Origin of the sequence: Pedobacter ginsengisoli (genome assembly GCF_030244015.1) — a bacterium.
Lineage (GTDB): Bacteria > Bacteroidota > Bacteroidia > Sphingobacteriales > Sphingobacteriaceae > Pedobacter > Pedobacter ginsengisoli.
This window is the reverse complement of record NZ_JASSYX010000002.1, coordinates 916,012-935,988: the sequence shown is the minus strand read 5'-3', so window position 1 is coordinate 935,988 and position 19,977 is coordinate 916,012. Positions and strand designations below refer to the sequence as shown.

Annotated in this window: 17 protein-coding genes and 1 other RNA gene; 6 read left to right on the top strand and 12 right to left on the bottom strand. The window is 41.7% G+C overall.

What is annotated here, in order from left to right; genetic code table 11:
* Positions 1-8: 8 nt before the first annotated feature.
* Positions 9-1,082, top strand: coding sequence for a glycoside hydrolase family 99 protein (locus tag QEP08_RS11160; protein ID WP_285057970.1), 1,074 nt, complete (start codon positions 9-11; stop codon positions 1,080-1,082).
* The gene (locus QEP08_RS11155) at positions 1,079-1,960 is read left to right on the top strand and encodes a DMT family transporter (protein ID WP_285057966.1); all 882 of its coding nucleotides are present in this window, start codon (positions 1,079-1,081) and stop codon (positions 1,958-1,960) included. The genes QEP08_RS11160 and QEP08_RS11155 overlap by 4 nt, the downstream gene beginning before the upstream one ends.
* Before the next feature lie 6 nt (positions 1,961-1,966).
* Here QEP08_RS11155 and QEP08_RS11150 read toward each other — a convergent pair whose 3' ends face one another.
* The 10 genes from QEP08_RS11150 to QEP08_RS11105 all read right to left on the bottom strand — a co-directional run bounded on the left by QEP08_RS11150 (position 1,967) and on the right by QEP08_RS11105 (position 15,351).
* Positions 1,967-4,189 carry a GH92 family glycosyl hydrolase gene (locus tag QEP08_RS11150; RefSeq protein WP_285057963.1) on the bottom strand — a complete coding sequence of 741 codons (2,223 nt, stop codon included), beginning with the start codon at positions 4,187-4,189 and terminating at the stop codon, positions 1,967-1,969.
* 52 nt (positions 4,190-4,241) lie between these two features.
* Positions 4,242-4,892 (bottom strand): DUF6266 family protein, encoded by a 651-nt coding sequence (locus QEP08_RS11145; RefSeq protein WP_285057961.1) that lies wholly within the window; start codon positions 4,890-4,892, stop codon positions 4,242-4,244.
* Positions 4,893-5,138: 246 nt separating this feature from the next.
* Positions 5,139-5,780 carry a DUF6266 family protein gene (locus QEP08_RS11140; protein ID WP_285057959.1) on the bottom strand — a complete coding sequence of 214 codons (642 nt, stop codon included), beginning with the start codon at positions 5,778-5,780 and terminating at the stop codon, positions 5,139-5,141.
* Between the two features lie 115 nt (positions 5,781-5,895).
* A complete protein-coding gene (locus QEP08_RS11135) occupies positions 5,896-6,270 on the bottom strand; it encodes a hypothetical protein (RefSeq protein WP_285057956.1) in 375 nt (124 codons plus the stop codon).
* An 89-nt stretch (positions 6,271-6,359) separates the two neighbouring features.
* Complete coding sequence (locus QEP08_RS11130; protein WP_285057953.1) at positions 6,360-6,566, bottom strand: hypothetical protein; 207 nt, start codon at positions 6,564-6,566, stop codon at positions 6,360-6,362.
* Between the two features lie 314 nt (positions 6,567-6,880).
* The gene (locus QEP08_RS11125) at positions 6,881-8,191 is read right to left on the bottom strand and encodes a TlpA family protein disulfide reductase (RefSeq protein WP_285057952.1); all 1,311 of its coding nucleotides are present in this window, start codon (positions 8,189-8,191) and stop codon (positions 6,881-6,883) included.
* Positions 8,192-8,202: 11 nt separating this feature from the next.
* Entirely contained in the window at positions 8,203-9,591 is a 1,389-nt protein-coding gene (locus tag QEP08_RS11120) for a RagB/SusD family nutrient uptake outer membrane protein (protein WP_285057950.1), read from the bottom strand.
* A gap of 61 nt (positions 9,592-9,652) precedes the next feature.
* Positions 9,653-13,126: a SusC/RagA family TonB-linked outer membrane protein gene (locus QEP08_RS11115; RefSeq protein ID WP_285058367.1), complete on the bottom strand. Its 3,474-nt coding sequence runs from the start codon at positions 13,124-13,126 to the stop codon at positions 9,653-9,655.
* Between the two features lie 321 nt (positions 13,127-13,447).
* Complete coding sequence (locus tag QEP08_RS11110; protein WP_285057948.1) at positions 13,448-14,689, bottom strand: FecR family protein; 1,242 nt, start codon at positions 14,687-14,689, stop codon at positions 13,448-13,450.
* Between the two features lie 95 nt (positions 14,690-14,784).
* Entirely contained in the window at positions 14,785-15,351 is a 567-nt protein-coding gene (locus QEP08_RS11105; RefSeq protein WP_285057945.1) for an RNA polymerase sigma-70 factor, read from the bottom strand.
* 466 nt (positions 15,352-15,817) lie between these two features.
* Between QEP08_RS11105 and QEP08_RS11100 the strand changes: the two genes are divergently transcribed.
* Positions 15,818-16,618, top strand: a complete 801-nt coding sequence (locus tag QEP08_RS11100; protein WP_285057942.1) for a phytanoyl-CoA dioxygenase family protein — start codon at positions 15,818-15,820, stop codon at positions 16,616-16,618.
* Between the two features lie 113 nt (positions 16,619-16,731).
* Here QEP08_RS11100 and QEP08_RS11095 read toward each other — a convergent pair whose 3' ends face one another.
* Entirely contained in the window at positions 16,732-16,884 is a 153-nt protein-coding gene (locus QEP08_RS11095; protein ID WP_285057940.1) for a hypothetical protein, read from the bottom strand.
* A 227-nt stretch (positions 16,885-17,111) separates the two neighbouring features.
* Between QEP08_RS11095 and QEP08_RS11090 the strand changes: the two genes are divergently transcribed.
* Complete coding sequence (locus QEP08_RS11090) at positions 17,112-17,549, top strand: DoxX family protein (RefSeq protein WP_285057938.1); 438 nt, start codon at positions 17,112-17,114, stop codon at positions 17,547-17,549.
* A gap of 21 nt (positions 17,550-17,570) precedes the next feature.
* Here the strand turns inward: QEP08_RS11090 and QEP08_RS11085 are convergent, their stop codons facing one another.
* Entirely contained in the window at positions 17,571-18,242 is a 672-nt protein-coding gene (locus QEP08_RS11085; protein ID WP_285057936.1) for a Uma2 family endonuclease, read from the bottom strand.
* Positions 18,243-18,395: 153 nt separating this feature from the next.
* On the opposite strand from QEP08_RS11085, the gene QEP08_RS11080 reads away from it, so the two are divergent.
* Positions 18,396-19,070, top strand: a complete 675-nt coding sequence (locus QEP08_RS11080; RefSeq protein WP_285057935.1) for a hypothetical protein — start codon at positions 18,396-18,398, stop codon at positions 19,068-19,070.
* A 448-nt stretch (positions 19,071-19,518) separates the two neighbouring features.
* Positions 19,519-19,916: RNase P RNA component class A (gene rnpB, locus QEP08_RS11075), an RNA gene on the top strand.
* The last annotated feature ends 61 nt before the right edge of the window (positions 19,917-19,977 follow it).

The following is a 19,977-nucleotide window of genomic DNA, read 5'->3' as shown; positions in this document are numbered from 1 at the left end:
GCACACAAATGAAAAAGAACCAAATATTACTATCAGCAGCACTGCTGCTCCTGCTCATTACCGCATTCCAAAAAAGCCAAGCAGCCCGCAAAAGAGTATTCTGTTTTTACTACAACTGGTACCAGACCCCGGCCTTCGACGGCACAGACCAGCATTGGTCGCACTGGAACAATGGCGACAAAAAAGGATACCCAGGCGGGGACAACATCGGCTCCAACTTCTTTCCGAGCCTGGGCAACTACAGCACCAAAGACCCTGTACTCATTGGCAAACACATGGTCATGATCAAAAAGGCAGGCATTGATGCCATATTCCTGACTTACTGGGGCAAAGACCACTTCACCGCCGAAAGCATTCCCGTGATCTTCGCAGAAGCACAAAAAGCAGGAGTACAAGTAGGCTTTCAGATAGAGCCTTACGGAGCCAGAAGCCCGCTCACCGTGAAAGCAGATGTCAAATACATCATCGACACCTGGGGCAAACACCCCGCCTTTTACCGTGCGGAGGACACCAAAAAACCACTATTCTTCGTTTACGACTCTTACCTGAGCAAAGTCCCGGAATGGGCCGAAGTGCTCAATGCCGAAGGAAGCCAGAGCATCCGTAAAACACCATACAATTCAGATTTTATGGGACTTTGGGTAAACAGCAACGAGCAAGAATTCTTCAAAACATCCGGATTTGATGGCTTTTACACCTATTTCGTCTCTAAAGTATTCCGGTACGGCTCCGACCCAAAAAACTGGGCAGACATGCAGCAATGGGCCATACAGAACAAAAAACAGTTCATCCCATGTGTAGGCCCTGGTTATATCGATGAGCGCATCCGCCCGGAAAATGCCATCAATACCCAAAACAGGGACAATGGCAAATACTACGACGACTACTGGAAAAAAGCAATAGCCGTAAAACCCTCAGCCATTGCCATCACCTCATTCAACGAATGGCATGAAGGCACGCAGATAGAACCCGCAAAACCATACAAAACAACAGGATTTACTTACCTCGACTACAAACCACTTGCAGACGATTATTACCTCGTCAGAACAAAATACTGGTCCAGTCGGTTTGTAAACAAATGAAAAAATACTTTGGTCTTGCCAGCATTATTTTTGTCATGCTCACATGGGGCAGTACCATCGCCGTAACCAAAGTTTTAGTAGCAGACATTCCGCCACTGTTCTTTGCCTTTGTCAGGTTCCTCATTGCTTCTATTTGTCTGCTGCCGGTATTTATTTTTAGCAAACAGGCCAGCATCAGCCACCTAAAGCGCTCCGACTACGCCTATCTCACCCTCATGGGGCTAACGGGAATTACACTCTTTTACATTGCTTTCAATATATCCCTGCTGTATACCTCCGCATCAACCGGGGCGCTGATTCAGGGCTTCCTGCCTGTGGCCATCGCCGTCCTTGGTGTCATCTTTCTCAAAGAAAGACTAAACAAATTCCAGATCACCGGCATCCTTTTGTCTACCGCAGGAGTCGCAGCTGTAGGCTTCTTTACAAACGGAGACCAAAGCGGCGACAGCCTCAAAGGCAATCTGCTGATGATCGCAGCAATGATCTGCTGGGCAGTCTACACCATTATTTCCAGGAAACTTGACCACATCAACTCACTCACGGTTACCTGTCTCAGCGGATTTTCGGGCACCATTTTGCTGCTGCCCGCCGCACTCATCGACCTGTACAACCATGGCGGTACCATCTCTCTCTCAGCAAATGAATGGTTAGCCCTGATCTACCTGGGCGCCATAGCATCGGCCCTATGCTACTTCCTGTACAACAAAGCATTAGAGACCCTGCCCGCAGCACAAGTAGGCAATTTTCTCAACCTCGAACCCATTGTCGGTGTCCTCACCGCTTTTATCTTCCTGCATGAGCCACTCAGCACCATACATATCATCGGATCAGTTTGCGTACTCGCAGGCATCACTATGAGTTCCCTGAAGAAACACTAGAAAAACTTATTTGGTAGTTATATCGATCTTACCGCCATTTTTAAACAGGTCATGAGAAACAAAGTAACCCTTATTCAGCTTCCCGTCAACCTTTATAGCAGCAATTCCCCGGCCTTTACCCGGCTTCGAGATCGTCAGCAACTTACCGCTGCTGGTTTTCCACTTTACCTCATCAAACAAAGGCGCAGTCACCAGATATTCCGGATCTGTAGCCGAAAAAGTATACAAACCCAACGCACTCATCACATACCAGGCAGACATCTCACCCGCATCGTCCATACCTGAAAGTGCCAGACCTTTCTCGCCAATACCATACAGGTTATTCAAAATATTATCCAGAACCTTTTGTGTTTTTTCAGGCTTGCCGATAAAAGTATAACCAAAAGGCGCCTCATGATCAGGCTGATTGCCATGACAATACTGGCCTACCATAGTTTCCACGTTTCTGGCGATGTGTTTAGGATTCCATGGCAAAGTAAACAAAGAATCCAGTTTAGACTCAAAACCTTTCGGCCCGCCATACAGTTCAATCAGGCCAGGCATATCATGCGGCGCAAAGAATGATACCTGCCAGGCATTTGCCTCCCTGTACATATACTCATAATAAGGATACTGCGGATCAAAAGGCTTGATCCAGTCTCCGTTTTCCAGCCTTCCCCTCATAAACCTTGTCGACGGATCAAACATATTTTTATAATTCTTAGACCTCGCCATCAGGATCCTGTAATTTGCAGTATCTCCCAGTTTTTTTGCGATCTGCGCCACAGAATAATCGTCATAAGAATACTCCAGGGTCTTAGACACACCAGCCTTTGCCTTAGTCTCTACCTCCGGATTAGGAATATCGGGATCCGAAATGTATCCTTTTTTAATATACTCGGCGATGTGTGGGCGGGCGCCGCCCTCCACATTTGCATTCTTCAATAAGATCTCATAAGTACCTTTGATGTCAAAATCATCAATCCCCCTCAAATATGCCCCTGCAATGGAAGAAGCCCCGTGGTCACCATGAAAAAAGGTAGGAATAAACCCCTTCTTGTCACCCACATCCTTCATCGACTTGATCACATCAAGAGCAACCTTAGGCGAGATCAAACCCAATAACACATCTTTATTGCGGTAAGTATCCCATAAGGAAGGCTCTGTATAATAATTGAAATCCGTTGATTTCACGACGTTTCTTTTTGCGTCCGTGTACTCCCCGTTTACATCGCTCCTCAGCGCCGGCCATAACAAAGAGCGGTACAGGCAAGAATACAGCATTTGTTTTTGCTTTTCAGTGCCGCCCTTCAATTGAATTTTGGAAAGCACCTGTTCCCAGGTCTGAGCGCCTTCCTGGCGTACCGTTTCAAACGTTTTATTTCCAATCTCCTTTTCCAGGTTCTCCTTTGCATTTTCCGTACTCACAAATGAAATCCCTATTTTAACCTCTACAGGACCTTTTCCCGCATCAGACAGCTTTACACGGGCAAATCCACCAGCCTTACCTTCATCCGTTTTCTCTACAGCTGTAATGCCGGTATTCAATATTGCATAAAAATAAATCCGCTCACCTGTACGCTGACTGCCTTTTAACGCATTGGTACCTGCCTGCTCAATCTCCCAGTTGGAAATTCTGTTATTGGATCTCCCCAGATCAAATACGATCTGGCGGCCTGTGTTATTTTCAAAATCATATTTGTGATAACCGCACCTAAGCGTAGAGGTCAGACTTACCGTAGTCTTGTAGTTTTCCAGGTAAACTTGATAAAAACCGGGAGCTGAACTTTCCTTCTGATGTGAAAATTTAGAACCAAATTCCTTAGGATTTCTGCTCCTGCCCTCAAGGGTGTTTTTTGAGGCATCAATTGCCGCCTTCGCAGATGCAATGCCCCCTTCCCACACCGGCATCAGTGGAATATTGCACAGGTTCCAGTGACCTTTATTGGTATGCGCAAAACCATAAATGATGTCATCTTCATATTCATATCCAGCGCCAGATCCATACTCAGTGATCGGGCTCAGCTGAACCATCGCATTGGGCATAGAGCTTCCCGGGAATGTCAATCCCGCCCATGACCTCCAGCCTTTTGGCAGCTCATAACCCAGTATTTTAGGATCAGTAAGCGGATAGGTTCCTATAAAAGTGTTTACATACTTGTTGTTGCCGGTGGTTTGGCTTTTCGCTGCATTGGATACAAGCAATGCCATTAAAGCGAAGCCTAAAACAGGTTTGATGTGGTTTCTCATTTTCCTAAACGTTTGTGTGGTTGGGTAAAAATAGGAAAATTGAGCAGATAACCTAGTGCAGCCTGCCCAGGTAAACACTGTCTGCAACTTCATTGTTACCTACACTGATAAAAGAAATGTAAATCTCCATGTACGCAGCCCTTAAATCATTCGGCAAATACAGCACATCCGTTCCCGCAACCCGCTCAGCACCACCAATAAAGCACATCACCTTTTGCAATAACGGAAAGCAGGCCAGCATCATCACCCTTTGCCTTTGCTCCGCAATACCCATATCACTACCGGCATCCCAACTAAAACGTAACCCTTCATCTGCCAATAATACCCCTGCATTGACAGCCACAGACAAATTCCCGTTTGCCACCATCACCTTAGCATAATCCATTACCACATCAGGATACACCCCAGCCAAAGCATGCTTTACATTATATGACACTGCCATATTATAAGGATACTTATTCGCAGCTCTGGCCTTCAGTGCAAAACCAATATTAATAAAATCAGTCAGCGGACGCAGAAAAGCAACCACCACAGCCATTCGCTGCCTGCAGGCCAGCTGTTCCAAACTAGGCGGCTTATTATTCTCACCCACCATCCTTACCACATCCTTGTTCAGTACCCTATACGTTACCAGATTGCCGACTCTGCCATATACCGGCCCATGAGGGCCGTTCTTCATAATTCCCATGATATCTTCTTTCAAAATTTAATTAACAATTGTTTTCTTATCTAACAAAATGTGGGAATCTGCTCCCGGTTTGCATCCCTTAGGTGCCTGAAGGGGCACAAAGGGCGCTGATGCCCGGTCACAGACACCCACATTTTGTTCCAGGCGCATACCTTTTAACCGCCCTGTTTTCCCATAAAAAATGGTGACTCCGATGGGCATTGTTTTCATGCGCTTTTCGCGCCTTGAAAACCGAGCCCTGGAGGAGACCACCATTTTTAACTACTGCACTACCGTAGCGCCCAGATAAGCACTCGTACTTACAGCCTTGCCCTCAACCTCCACAAAGATCATGTACACATGCACATTCTCCGTGCTCCAGGCAGATGGCAGCGAGATGTCATAGCTCTCAGCAGACCTCGCTACCACACCAGACCTCACCGCAAAAGCACCCCTTGACGGATTGTACACCACAAAAGTTGCCATGTCTGTCGGCAAGCCAATCGTACTCTCGATCACATCAGACCAGGTAATGTCCAGCTGCGCATCCACAGTAGTCGCCATAACAGGACTACTCGGACCACTTACCTTTCCCCTGCTCAGCAGCACTTTTGGATAGTCAATGGCCTGCATCGGATACACGCCGGTAACGGCGTTTTTAATGTTGTACCCCACCGCAGCATTCATAGCCGACTCACCTTCATCATAGTCCTGAAATCCAGTCTCGATGACAGGCGAAATCCAGCTCAGCCAGGCTGCAAACATACCCAGAGGAAAACGCACAGCAAGCTGCGCCTCGGTAGGCGGTTTACTGCTAGGATGCGGACGCATAGAAAACGTATTTTTGCCGTTTCTTACCCGCCCAACGTTGTTACCGGTCCTGCCTATCAAAAAGTAGTAAGGACCACCAGTTAAACGTCCCATAAACATAAAATTAAATTGTAAAACACTGCTTTACCCTGCGCTATTCAGACCGTCCCGATTCCTGAGTCAGGGACAAGCCAGGGATGCCTTACCAAAAAGGCGAAAAACCAAAATCTCAATACCTGTTTATAAACGCCATAAGCGAAAGCTGGCCTAAAGCCTCAAACAACTCATCCCTGCTTCCATTCCATCTAAAACAAGGAGAAAGCTCCCCACTCACCAGCTCATACACATACAAATGAGCCCGGCCACCATCCAATCCTATTTCCACGGCCCTATTCCTCTTCCTGGGGCATAAAATCTCAAACACAAACTCAGGCTCAGCCTCATTTTTCTTCAGATCAGCTTCATAACCACCAAAAACCCTTACCACAGCCTGGGCATGCTCAACGGTCGTGATCCGGTACAAAACCTTATTTCCCCTTCTAAAAACCAGCGAAGCCTGCCGTCCTGCCCGCCTGTAAATACTAATTGTTAAAGAGCTGTTCATATCAAATAGGTTGGTTGATGAATCAAAAGTAAGGCAACAGGTAAACCCCTCCTAATTATCGCTACCTCTACAGACATCGTTAAACCTTATTACTTTCTTTTCATACCTTCCTGCAATAATTTTTGCACCGTATCGTAGTTCAATCTATGCTCTTTGCAATACTCCTCGACCGTTACTTTTTCGTATTTCGGAATGCCAAGGGCCTTCCTGACTTTTGCAATCTTCTTTTTGGCCGTTGAGGGGCAGATTTGTAACATTCCCTGCAGGGCTTTTACTTCCATGTAAAGTACTTCCATAATCGTTCATTATTTAGTTTATAATTCGGTTGACATAAAAAAATTGACATAACAAACAATGACAAGGCGTGGTGTACCTATGCCCTGCCTGTGTATTGTTAAGCCTTTACCTGTTAAAACCTATCTTTGAGCAGCTGTAGAGCGGTAAACTATGGTCTTTTTATAGGAAAAATTATTTTATAGATTTAAAAAGGGAATCCTGGTAATTCTGTTAAAAGTGCATCTCAATTTTCCGAGCTGTAGGAGAATTAAGAGGGGCATCAACATAAACAAAGCAGGCCGCATCCGCGGCCTGGCTTATTAACTCACCTAAATTAGTATTGATTTTTATTTCTGATTACCAATACATCAACTGTCCGTTCAGCTTCTATAATATCCAGGCCATTCGGTAATAATTGATGTTTGATATTTTCTAAATTGCTTAGGTCACCCTTTAGTTCAAAATCAACAAACCCTGTAATGCCAGATTCATCAATAAAAGGGCGATTAACCGACATATTTTCAAGATTTCGTAATTGTCCTAATATCCTCTTAAAGGCCATCCCCCTTTTCTTTAAAGTAAGATTTGCTTTTTTTATTAGTACCAAGCTTTGGAACCGCCGTTTTTCAATTCTTCCGTTAATTCTTTGTAATCTTCCAAAATATTGATTGAGGTCCTCCTGCATAATTTCCTGCCAGTTGCTTTCTTGTTCAACCGGAACCCGAAGTTCATATACGTAACCATATTTTTCTCCCCACTCATTAACTTTAGATTGGTCTAAAGGCAATTGATATTTACTGACATCAATTCCCTCAAATATCATTCGGATTGGAATACCCGAAGCAGCATTTACCTTGGAAAAGGCTGTTTTATACAAACCAGATATGCTATTGATAAATGTATATCTACTTGCCATGCCATCTTTACTTCTATCGTAAGGACTAGATGGTAAATTGCCAATACGTCTGGAATAGCGCATAAAACAACTATAATATATATCTGGAAGTGTAGCATCAACGGGTAATAATAGCCCGATTTGTTTCACTTCCTTATTCAGCAGATCATCTTTCAATGGCAAATTAATTTTTCCTTCCTCAAGCAATTTTTTAACATTTAAACTGGTAGCCGCTTTGTCATCTGTAATCGCCACCACCTTTCCTTTGATATCTATCCAAACATGTTGCGGAACCGAACGATGCGGAAATAGGAACCTCCAGTTTGCATCCCCATTTACAGCTGGCAAAGCAGATAGACCTACATTTGGCATGTATTTTTTCATTTTTTGCATCCTGGTTTCGATAACTTCTTTTGTCTCTATTGAATTGATAAGGATAATTTGCATTTTGCCAGTAAACTCTTGCTGTAATGCTTCCATTTTTGAAAAACCTTCTATACAATTGCTACAGTAAGTAGACCAGAAATCAAGGATCATGATTTTACCCTTGAAATGAGCGGCGGGAGGGTTTTTCAAAGGATAATTGGTTAAATCTTTAAAAATGATATCGGGTAAAGTATCACCAACATGCAATGGAGCATAGCTTATATTTGCTGCTTTTTTGGGCATTATTACCTGCCCCTGGCTGTGCATTGTCGTGCCAATTATAATTATGTATAACACAATTTTTTTATAGCTGTTCGTAAACATATGACTGAGGTTTAATACTGATTTTGGGGCATACCGGTTATATCAATTATATCTTTAGGCAAAGGCATAGCATATCTTCCTTCATTAGGTTCAAGCGTATATGCTGTTCCCTTTACTACTCTTTTGGGGATAATATTATAATTTTCCTTATTCAATCGTTTAATATCCGTCCATCTGATGGATCTAAAGAGCAATTCCTTTCTTCTTTCTGCCAGAATAATGTCTGTTGCCTCTTTGGCATTACCTGCTGATACTGGCACATATAGTGTATTTTTATCCCATCTGGATATTAAAAGCAAATTTAGGTCAGCCATAGCTTCGGTCAACTTTCCCGCCCTTGCTGCACACTCCGCTCGTATCAGCAGCATTTCATCAACCGCTATTCCTGAAAAATAAAGGCTTGCACTGCCTGTATAGTTACCTTTAAACTTAAAATACTTACCAGAAGGTGCAAAGTAAGCCGCTTTCCTTAAGTCACCAGGTTTAAAAGACACATATAAATTTGTGTCTGCCAATGCAAACGTTGCGGCATAAAGCTTTCTGAAGCCTGAGGTGTTTGTATAGAAAATGGTTTCTTTATTGAACTTTGTAAAGGGGGCATTTGCATTAATGCTGATGTCCGGATCTCCATTAAAATTTATCAAACTACTTTTAAGTTTAAGGCAGAGGTCGGCATATTTATAGGCATCATCGTATAAGCGCATGGAAAGGTAACAGCGCGCAAGCAGTCCGTACGCAGCCGGTTTTGAGGGGCGTAGCGCATGCTGAGGTTGTTCTGGCAAATATCCTATAGACTCTTCCGCATCCTTAATAATCTGGGCATACGTGTCTTTAATAGATGCTCTTAAAGAAGGGATATTAAAATCAGAATTTAACCTCAATACAATGCCTAAATCTTTTTCATAAGAATTCACATCGTATGCTTTTCCATAAACCCCAGCAAGATTATAAAAATGATAAGCCCTAAAAAATAATGCTGAGCCTATCACATTGTCCCACATGGTTTTATTTAATCCTGTCTTTTGAATTTTTTGAATACTTTCAATGCAAAAGTTTGAATTGAAAACGGGCAGGTAGGAATAGGACCAATCACTACCAAAATTATAATCGTCATATATCCAGGTATAAGCATGCCGGTCTATCAAATCCAAAGCATCATACATATCATTTGTCCAAAAATAGTCATCTGAAGATGCCTCGCCCATATTTACAGTTGCATTATTCATGCTAACTGCATCGTCCATCAAACGCTGCAAATCTTCCAGTGAAGAAGGAACAGAAAGTTTATCATTCGGTGTTTTATCCAGGTACTTTTTACAAGAGCAGCAGATAGTTACAAGAAAAGAAAATAAAAAGATCTGGAATATTTTTGGCAGGGAGTAATAGTTGTTAAGTTTCATAAAGTCGTTTTTTAATATCATAACCACATTATTAAAATTTATTTTCATAATCCTAAAGCAATTAGAAGTTACCCTTCAAGCCTATTGCAAATCCTTTTGATGGTACAGTTAAACCAGGGTAGTCCGGATCCAGATTATCTTTGTTGGAACGCCATAATATTCCTATATTGGAAATGTTGACATACGCTTGTAGCTGACTAAAAAGCTCTCTTTTTGTGGGTCTGCTAAATGTATAACCGACATTTACAAATTGCAATCTGATGTGATCGGCCTTTAGCACATTGATTTCCGACGCTGCGTAGAAAGCATCCCGGCGGCTATCTATCGGATATTGAAACGAAGGGATATTTGTTCTAGTTTCATCTCCTGGCTTTAACCATCTGGATTCATAATCTATATGACCGGCACCCATCTCTGCAAGTGCGCTGTACTGCAAAGCAGGTCGTTTAAAATAGTAGCCAAATTTATACACAATATTAAAGTCCATAAATACACCTTTCCATGAAAAACTGTTGCCTATTGAGCCAAAAGTTACCGGAACGGTGGAACCGATAAAAACAGCGCTTTCACTGGCAATCCCATTTTTTGATATTTCGGCTGCCAGAGCCATATAATTTTTACTTTTTTCTCCATTTAAAAATCCCTGAGGATTACCTTCAATATCCAAGCCTGCCCATTTATAGGCCGCAATTGCATAAAGTGGTTTACCAATAACTGGTGAAATTGCCCTGCCAGCACCAAATAAGCTTGTACCTGTTTGCGCACTTGAAATAAAATAAGCAGTTGTTTTACTATTGTTATAGTTAAGTAGGAACGTTGTTTCCCATCTAAGTGAACGATTCATGTTAACACTTTTTATGATGGCATCTATTCCATGTCCTTTCATGTTGGCAACATTTTTTGTGATTTCCTTGCCTCCGCCCCAAGCGGTATAATCAAAAGGAGTAGGCCCATATAAGTCTGTCCCCTTTTTTATATAAAATTCTACACCGCCAGAAATTATCGCATTTTTTAAAGCAAAATCAAATCCAAAATTGAATTGTTTCGATTGCTCCCATCGCAGCTCGGGGTTGTTTAAAGTGGTTATCCTTGTACTCGGAAATGCGGAGTTAGCCGAAGGAGAGATGTTAAATGAAATCGGCAAAGCAGACCGGCTCAAATCTACATTTCCGCTGCTTCCTAAAGTGGTTCTTATTTTAAAGGTGGGTAGCCAATTTAGTTTGTAAAATTTTTCTTTGGTAATATCCCAACTCAAACCTGCAGACCATAAAGGTTTCCATTTGTCATTGGTGTTTACGCCAAGAATATTTGAACCATCTTTTCTGGCACTTGCGGATACTGTATATTTATCTAGGAGTACATAAGAGAAATTAGAGAATAAGGAAACAAATCGGTTAGTGCCGCTGGATAGACTGGGGCCACCAGGTACTGATTGAAAACTGCCATCCACAAATGTTCTGTAAGTATTTATGTAGTCAACATTTGTATAAATCAATGGTAAGCCTTTATACCCATAAATTGTTGAACTATTTCCCGTATTCTCCATTTCACGTATTTCGGCGCCTATAATTCCATAGATAGCATGGTTTTTCCAGTTTTGATTTAAATTTGCCTGTCCCCTAATATTGTGTGCACTTAACACCGAATTGGACAACGCTAATATTCCACCCATGGGTACATTATATTTGACTATGCCTGTTGTTCGGTTTAGCTGACTAAACAGATTTATATTATTTCTGGTATAAAAACTTTCTTCGTCAGCCAAACCTTCACCTTTGGTGTCTTGGCGCTGATATTGATATTTTACTGAAACACTGAAAGGTTTAAAGATGGTATAGGTTAAACCAATATTTCCTATCATCTCATTTATTTTGGCAGTTTGATAATTATGCTTGTAATCATCCAAAGGATAATATCTCCAATTCAATAGCTTTCCCGCCCCAGCGGTGTCTAAATAGGCGTTGCGGTATAAATTGGTAACCGGTAGCGAACTGCCTCCCTCATCTTCGAATTTTAAATAGGAAACATTTCTTGAAGCTATAGTTTGCAATATCTGAAAATCTGGTGCACCGCTCTTACCTTCGCTATTGGTATAGTAAAGGGATAAATTTACCTCAAGCTTTTTAGTTGGCTTATAAGTATTGTTTACACTCAAATTGATCTTTTCATAATCCGCATTTAAATAATTTCGATTCTTATCATAATTCACTGAAGCGGTATAAGCGTTCTTTTCACTGCCACCCCTGATAGCTAATGAATATTGCTGCGCAATTTCATTGCGTGTAAAGCTTTTATTGTATTCTTTTCTGGTATCTATTTGTTTTAAAACATCAATTTGATTGGCAGAATCTAATTTAGAAATCAGACCATTTCTTCTCTTTAAAAAGATTTCTACAGATGGAATGAGGGACCTGTAATTATTTCCATTGATCTGGTTATTAAAATATCCTTTGTTAAATAGAAATTCTTCCATTTCTATATAATCTTTAACTTGCATTTGGGGAACCGAAAACAAGTCCGGTCGTTCAGTTATTAAAACATTTGTATTAAAATCAATCCTGGTTTTCTGACTGAACCTGCCTTTTTTTGTGGTAATTACAATTACACCATTACCTGCCCTTGCACCCCATATTGAGGCAGCCGCTGCATCTTTTAAAACCGTAATATTTTCTATATCATTAGGGTTGATGTTATTGATATCTCCTTCATAGATAAAATTATCCAGAACAATCAGTGGATCTAAAGGCCCATTTATTGTACTTAAGCCCCTAATTGATATTTTCGTTTGATTTTGGGGATTAGAATTACCTCGGTTTGTATTAAATAACACACCATTGGTTACCCCATCCAGTCTTTTCAAGATATTTAAACCTATCTGTTGGTTTAATGTTTTATTGTCGATTATTGTAAAAGATCCTGTTGCTCTTTCTTTCGGCAAGGTCTGGTATCCAGTGTTATAAGTTACATTAACTTCTTCCAGTTCCCCTGTTTGCATTTCCAGCTTAATCTCCAATGGAATCACCGCCCCCCTAACCGGTATCTCCAAAGTTTTATAACCTACATAGCCAACTAACAGCACAGCATCTTCTGCCACATTCCTGATTTCAAACTCCCCGTTTTGGTTAGTATTGATGACAGCACTTTTCCCTTTTACCCGGATACTTGCGTTTGGAAGTGGTTTCCCATCCTGATCTTTTACTACCCCGCGCACGGTTAGATCTCTCACGAGGTTCGAAATGACGTTGAAAAGTTTGTCCAGTAGGGAAGGCTCTTCGCGGGTCAACACAATATCTTTGTTTACAATTTTGTAGCTCAGCTGTAAGTCCTTGGTCAGGCTTTTTACGGCTTCTTCAATGGTAGCATCCTTAAGTTTAAGTGTTACTTTGTGGTTGTTCAGGTCTTTTACATTGTAAATAAAACCATAGTCGGATTGGCTTTTTATAGATTGTAGAATTTTTTCAATAGGCGCGTTAATTTCATTCAGGGTTATTTTCTGTCCGAATCCTCTGGCACTTACCTGGGCCAGGGCAATCATTAAAATGAAAGTGGTTAGCCTCATTATTAACAGCAGTTTAGACGGTATACGCAATAAACGTACACCTGGGTTATGAGCAAATAAATGCATAACTTTACTTTGGTTGAGTTGATAAAATATTGTTCTAGCAATTGTTTTTATCCCTGTCGGCTTAGGCCTTAGGGAAAGGTTAGCTCAATCGACCGCCGGATGGTACTTCGAACTACTATCCGGCTTCTTATTTAAAGCCCCCTGTTCATCATTCCTTTATATTCGTTTTTCTGTTCTCATTTTTGGGTTAGTTTTTGGTTTATATGGTTAGTTAAAGGGATGATGTCTTTTTTATTTCTTTACAACTATGGTGCGGCCCTGTATTTCAAATTTCACTTTCATAAACTTCAATATATCAAGCGCCTGGGCCAGGGTATTGTTCCGGTTTATGTTCCCCGTAAACTGTTCATCAGGTATGCCATCAGGGTATTTAACGTCTACGTTATACCATCTGCTCATTTCGTGCAATACAGCTTCCAGGCTGGCTCTGTTAAAGGCAAACCTGCCGCTTTTCCAGGCTATAGCATCGGCTGCGTTTACGGCTTCTACTTTTATAGCAGCGCCGGTGTTTGTGGCTTGCTGGTTGGGTTTAAGTAGTATTTCACTGGTGCGGGGTCCTAAAACAAGTTCAGGATGACGACCGTTTACTGCAGAGTGGTTAGTTAAACGTACTGAACCTTCCAGCAAAGTCGTTTTAATATTGCCTTCGCCCCGGTAAGCATTAATGTTAAAATGCGTACCAAGTACAGTCACCTGCTGCCCATCGCTTTGTACAATGAAAGGATGTGCTTTATCTTTTGACACTTCAAAATAAGCCTCACCTTCTAACAATATTTTGCGTTCTCTTCCAGAAAATTGTGAAGGGAACGATATTTTTGAATCTGCGTTGAGCCAGACCTTCGTACCATCTGGTAAAGTAAACTGATACGTCTGCCCGCGGGTGGTGCTCGCTGTTAGCATCATGCTATTCTCTCCCACCCCGTCATTGCGAGGAATCGAAGCAATCTCATCATGGGGTTGCGCAGCCTGTCCTGAGCGAAGCGAAGGATCCCCTCCTCGCAATGACGAATAGAATATCTTTCCATTTCCAACTACAACCCCGCTCTTCGCATCGCTCAATTGGATCACCCTTCCATTACCCAAAGTAATCGTCGCACCATTCTTACCTGGTGCTATGTCGTTGGCATACTGTGCGCTTCCGGGGTCCTGACCTGCGTCAGGATGACGACCGTTTATAGATGATGCATAGTAAAGCCACACTCCCAAAGTCATTACGGCCACCGCGGCAGCGGCTACCGCGATACGTGGCCATAAACGTTTTACAGGTGGAATTGCTTTAATTTCATTTTGTTGATTGATATCCTTAAATAAAGCGGCTACCCATTTTTGCTGTTCATCACTATCCATCTGCTCAAAGCTGGAATCAGCAGCACCATGCGCCTCAAACCACTGTTCAACCAATGCTTTTTCTGCCTCTGTGCATTCTCCCTTTTCATATCGGGCCAATAGTTCTATGATGTGCTTTGTACTCATTTTTTGCTTTCTAATACGGTAGTAGTTTGACAGAACAAATAGTACCGAAATTTTTTAATGTTTTTTTAACAGGAATATAACATCAGCGCCAAAACCTACCAGAAGATGGTAAAAAAGAAAGCAGAAAAAGACTTCTTAAGGTACTTTAAGGCTATACTGATCTGGTTTTTTACTGTCTGCTCCGATAAGTTGAGTTCTTCGGCAATTTCCTTAATACTGAGGTGCTGTTCCCTGCTTTTCTGAAAAATAGCCTGCGTTTTTTCAGGCAGTTCACTCAATTTGGCTTTGATGTTGCTTTCCAGTTCTTTTAATTCCAATTCTTCTTCCAGTGATACGTAAGCTGGCGAAAGCGCCCTTAGCTTTGCTGCATAATCTTCACGGACGATATTTTTCCTTATTCTGTTGATGATTTGAAAACGTACGATCCCAAACAGGTACGACTTTAGGCTTTCATTTATTTCGAGTGAATCCCGATCACTCCACAATCCCACAAAAACATCCTGGATCAGGTCACGTGCGTCTTCAAGGCTATACAATTTAGTTTCTGCAAAACGAACCAGTCCTTTAACATAGCGGCCATAGATCTCGGCATAAGCGTATTGATCGCCCTGCTTTAACAAAACAGTCAGTTCCTGATCAGAATATGCACTATAAGCAGCCATGATGTTAAGTTTTCCCTTGAACTAATTTAGTTAAAATCAAACAAACTTATATAATATTTCAACAGCAACGTTAACCACCAAACAAAATAATCATATCCGCTACCGCTGTCTGCTAAAATCAATATAAGTTCTCTCCCTGCTCAACGTCACATCTATGAAGAAGCTTTCTAACTCCTCCTTAGGGCTTTGGTCGCCCCACAAGCGAACCAACCCCTAAGCAGATGCTTCGCAGATGCGTAGCAGTTCCCTTGTTGTCCGAAGAGAGTCATGACACATTCCCGCAGAAAGTCTTATATAAAAATTCACAAAGCCTAATCATAAATATGATTAATCAATATATTTGCACAATGAGAATGACATTAATGCTTTAATATAAATTTCCCCGGTCTTCTGACCATCAGTATTTTGATTTACTGCCCGCCAGGGCAATAAACTATCTATTGTCTGAACATTTATATTAATCATTATGAACGAAATCTTAAATCAGGAACAAATACAATCCTTTATTACGGACGGCTTCGTCCGCATTGACAATGCCTTTTCTACGGAACTTGCCAGCGAAGCAAGAAATATTCTGTGGAAAGACATTCCTGCAGACCCCAATGACAGCAGCACCTGGACACAGCCCGTGGTCTGGCTGGGTATGTATACACAGGAACCATTCACCAAAGCCGCCAATACAACAGTCCTTCAAGGGGCATTCGATCAGCTTGCGGGTACATGCAAATGGATTCCCTGCATGAGCATGGGTGCTTTTCCAGTCCGCTTCCCCTCTGGGGTTGATTCAGGAGATACCGGCTGGCATGTAGATGCCGGTTTTGCCGGAGCCGATCCAAATGACTATTTCGGCGCACGTATCAACATAAAATCAAAAGGCCGGGCCTTGCTGATGCTTTTTCTGTTTTCCGATGTCACTGAACTGGATGCCCCTACAATAATCTTAAAGGGATCGCATCTCGACGTCGCAAGGCTGTTAAAGCCTGCAGGAGATGCCGGGCTGTCATTTATGGAATTAGCAGAAAAGCTGCCTGATCTCGCTGAGAAAGCGGCTGAATTGCCAGTAAAAAAAGAAATATACGCCACCGGAAAGGCAGGGACAGTATACCTCTGCCATCCTTTTCTGGTGCACAGGGCACAACGGCACCAGGGAACAGAACCCCGTTTTCTGGCCCAACCCCCGTTGCTGCTCAGAAGTGATTTTGAAATAGAAGGCAAGGAACAATATTGTCCTGTGGAAGCCGCAATCAGGCTTGGCCTTAATTCATAAACCTTTATAAACGAAGCTGTTCAGGGGATGTAATACAATTCCTTTGAACAGCTTCGGTTTTTAAGACTTGGTTTAATAACCATCAGCCACATAAAGAGCACTCCTGTTCAGAATCAAACTTTATCCTCTTTATGTGATTCAGGCTTTAATTCAGAATTGATAATCTCTTTTTCAAATTTCTTTTTGTCTTTCTGATTCCTGCGAATCATCCAGATTATCAAAATGATCACCAGCAGTAATACAGCAGCCACAATTAAATAGTTCATTTCCATGGTCAATAAAATTAATTGTTTTATAAAAATAAGTTTATAATACCCAATTAAACAGACAATTGCGGTTTTAACAAGATGGTAATCATTTGTTAACATAAGACATCCCTGTAATATACAGGATGATACCAGGCGAAAAGGAATTGAAAGCGACAAATAAATAAATACAATATTTCAACATTAGTCAGCAACTGAATATCTACATTTATCAAAAATGTACAAATATGATGAATGCATCCGCAATACCTCAGTTATTCTTGAGATTGTCACTTGGAATCGGCTTTATCCTGCCTGTACTGGACAGGTTTGGGCTGTTGGGTGCCCCGGGAGAGCCGAATGTCGGCTGGGGCAACTGGCACAATTTTGTTGTTTATACCAATAGTTTGCTCCCATACCTCAATGCTGGAACAGCCGAAGTCATGGGCGCGCTGGCTACCATTGGAGAAATCTTGTTTGGGATTTTGCTGATCATCGGCTATAAAACAAAATTAGCCGCCATCGGGAGTTTTGCACTGACACTCGCCTTTGCATTATCCATGTTGTTTTTCGCCGGATACAGGGCGCCATTCAATTATTCCGTTTTTGCGGTCAGCGCTGCCAGCCTCCTGCTGGCTACCGTTCCGCTTTACAAATGGAGCATTGATGCTTATTTAGCAGATTAACTTGATCTTCAGAACGTTAGCCTAATCTTCATCATCACAATTCATAAACAGTTCATCAATGTTCAGCCTGAAACCGGGCAGCAAGTCCGACACCAGTTCATTTCCTCCGGCATATGGTCTTCCAGCAACGAATGTTCCTTCGTCATTGAGCACATATTGAATCAAGGTCCGTTCTGAAGGATGAATTATCCAGTACTCACGCACACCAAACTCTTCATAGACTTTGTATTTATTGTCCAGTTCTTTCCTGTTATTTCCCGGAGACAGAACTTCAACAACGATATCGGGCGCACCCAGACAGCCTCTACTGTCGATTTTCCCTGGATCACATACTACACAAACATCTGGCTGGAGCACGGTAGTTACATCAACATCGTCTTTGGATTTGTAAGGAAAGCGCACATCGAACGGAGCAATAAAAGCCTCGCATTTCATCCCTTTCAGAAAATTGCCCAATTCCAAAAATATCCGTCCGGTAAACCTTTGATGTTTTGTAGAAGGCGCAGTCATTTTAAAGATCTTTCCTTTGATCAGCTCAAAACGCTCCTGTATGTGCCAGTTTAAATAGTTAGCGTAGGAATACGTACCTGAAAAGTCAATGTCGTTGACGGTCGTAATGATCCGTTCGGTATCGTAGGGCTTTGACGGAGCCTGTGGGCCCTTTTCTTTTTCTTTATCATTATCCACCTTCATATCCATAAAATTTGTAAATTCATTAAACACGCAAATATGACCAAACCAAAGCACCAGAGAACCTGACAAATGTAAACCGACAATCGCATTAAAAAAAAACTTTGTTTTGGGGTAAATATCAAGAATTTGTAACCATCTATAAAAAAAGAACCAATGAGCCGATCTATCTATCTTAATTGCAGACACCTACTGGTTACATTACTGATGCTCATTGTAGCATCACAGACCAATGCACAAAACATCACAGCAGCGCATTTCAGGGTTTCAGATAAAATACAGGGTCTCAGGTCTATCGAATTGATATTAAATTCAAAAATCATCATTGGCCTGGGGCCGGAGGGAAAAATTTTTTATGTAGATCAGGTTGACGGAAGTGATTCGGGCAATGATAATGATAACGGCCCCTCTTATGATCGTTTTTATAATACTGAAGGCAATCCAACTTCTATTGCCAACCAGCCAATAACGTATTTTGACAGTTCAGACAAGGACAAGGAGGGTAAGATCCAATCCATAGGAAGCATAAAATTTGACTACAATGACAGCTATGATATCCACGACATTAAAGGCAGGCTGAAGTCAATAGGAAGCATCAAAATTGCTTATAATAACAGTTTTGACATCCACGATAAGGCCGGCACCTTAAAATCAATCGGCGACATCGACATTAAATACTACAATGCTTTTGACATTAATGAGCCCCAGGGAAAGGTAAAATCAATAGGTAATGTAAAGGTCAGCTATTACAATAAGCTTGACGATGAAAAGTACTTTGGCAGAATAAAATCCATTACAGGGAACTCTAAACGGCTGTACATTACGAAATAAAAGGATTTTTTTACCCGATTTTATTCTCCCAGTTTTTGTCCTTCTTTCCTTTTTATTCCCCCAGTTTTTGCGCCCAATAACAAAAAAAGGTTGTTCTTCGAAAAGGCATAGGATTTTTGCTCTTTTTCAGAGTAAAAGGTCCAGCCTTAGAGAAGAATACCTTTTTTTGTCCTTCTTTCCTTTTTATTCTCCCAGTTTTTGCGCCCAATAACAAAAAAAGGTTGTTCTTCGAAAAGGCATAGGATTTTTGCTCTTTTTCAGAGCAAAAGGTCCAGCCTTAGAGAAGAATACATTTTTTTTTGTCCTTCTTTCCTTTTTATTCTCCCAGTTTTTGCGCCCAATAACAAAAAAAGGTTGTTCTTCGAAAAGGCATAGGATTTTTGCTCTTTTTCAGAGTAAAAGGTCCAGCCTTAGAGAAGAATACCTTTTTTTGTATCTTTACAGCAAAAATGCAAGCTGTTCTATCGCTGCGAACTCGTTTCGGAGAGGAAAGTCCGGGCAACACAGAGCATCCCGCTTCCTAACGGGAAGGGTCCCGATGTAAAATCGAGATACGGAAAGTGCCGCAGAAAGCACACCGCCGATGGGATTTGGCCGATGCCGCAAGGCTAAGCCATTGACACAGGTAAGGTTGAAAACGTGAGGTAAGAGCTCACGATTTTTGCCAGTGATGGCAAGACTGGTAAACCCCGGGAGTTGAAAGACCAAATAGGCTAACGCATGTAGGGCTGCTCGCCCGATGTTAGTGGGTAGGTCGTTAGAGATAAATGGCAACATTTATACTGGATTAATGATAGAATCCCGATTTATTGGGAACAGAACCCGGCTTACAGGCTTGCATTTTTTTGATTTTATAATGCATTACTGATAAAAGTAATATATTAGCATACGGATAATAAAATTTTAA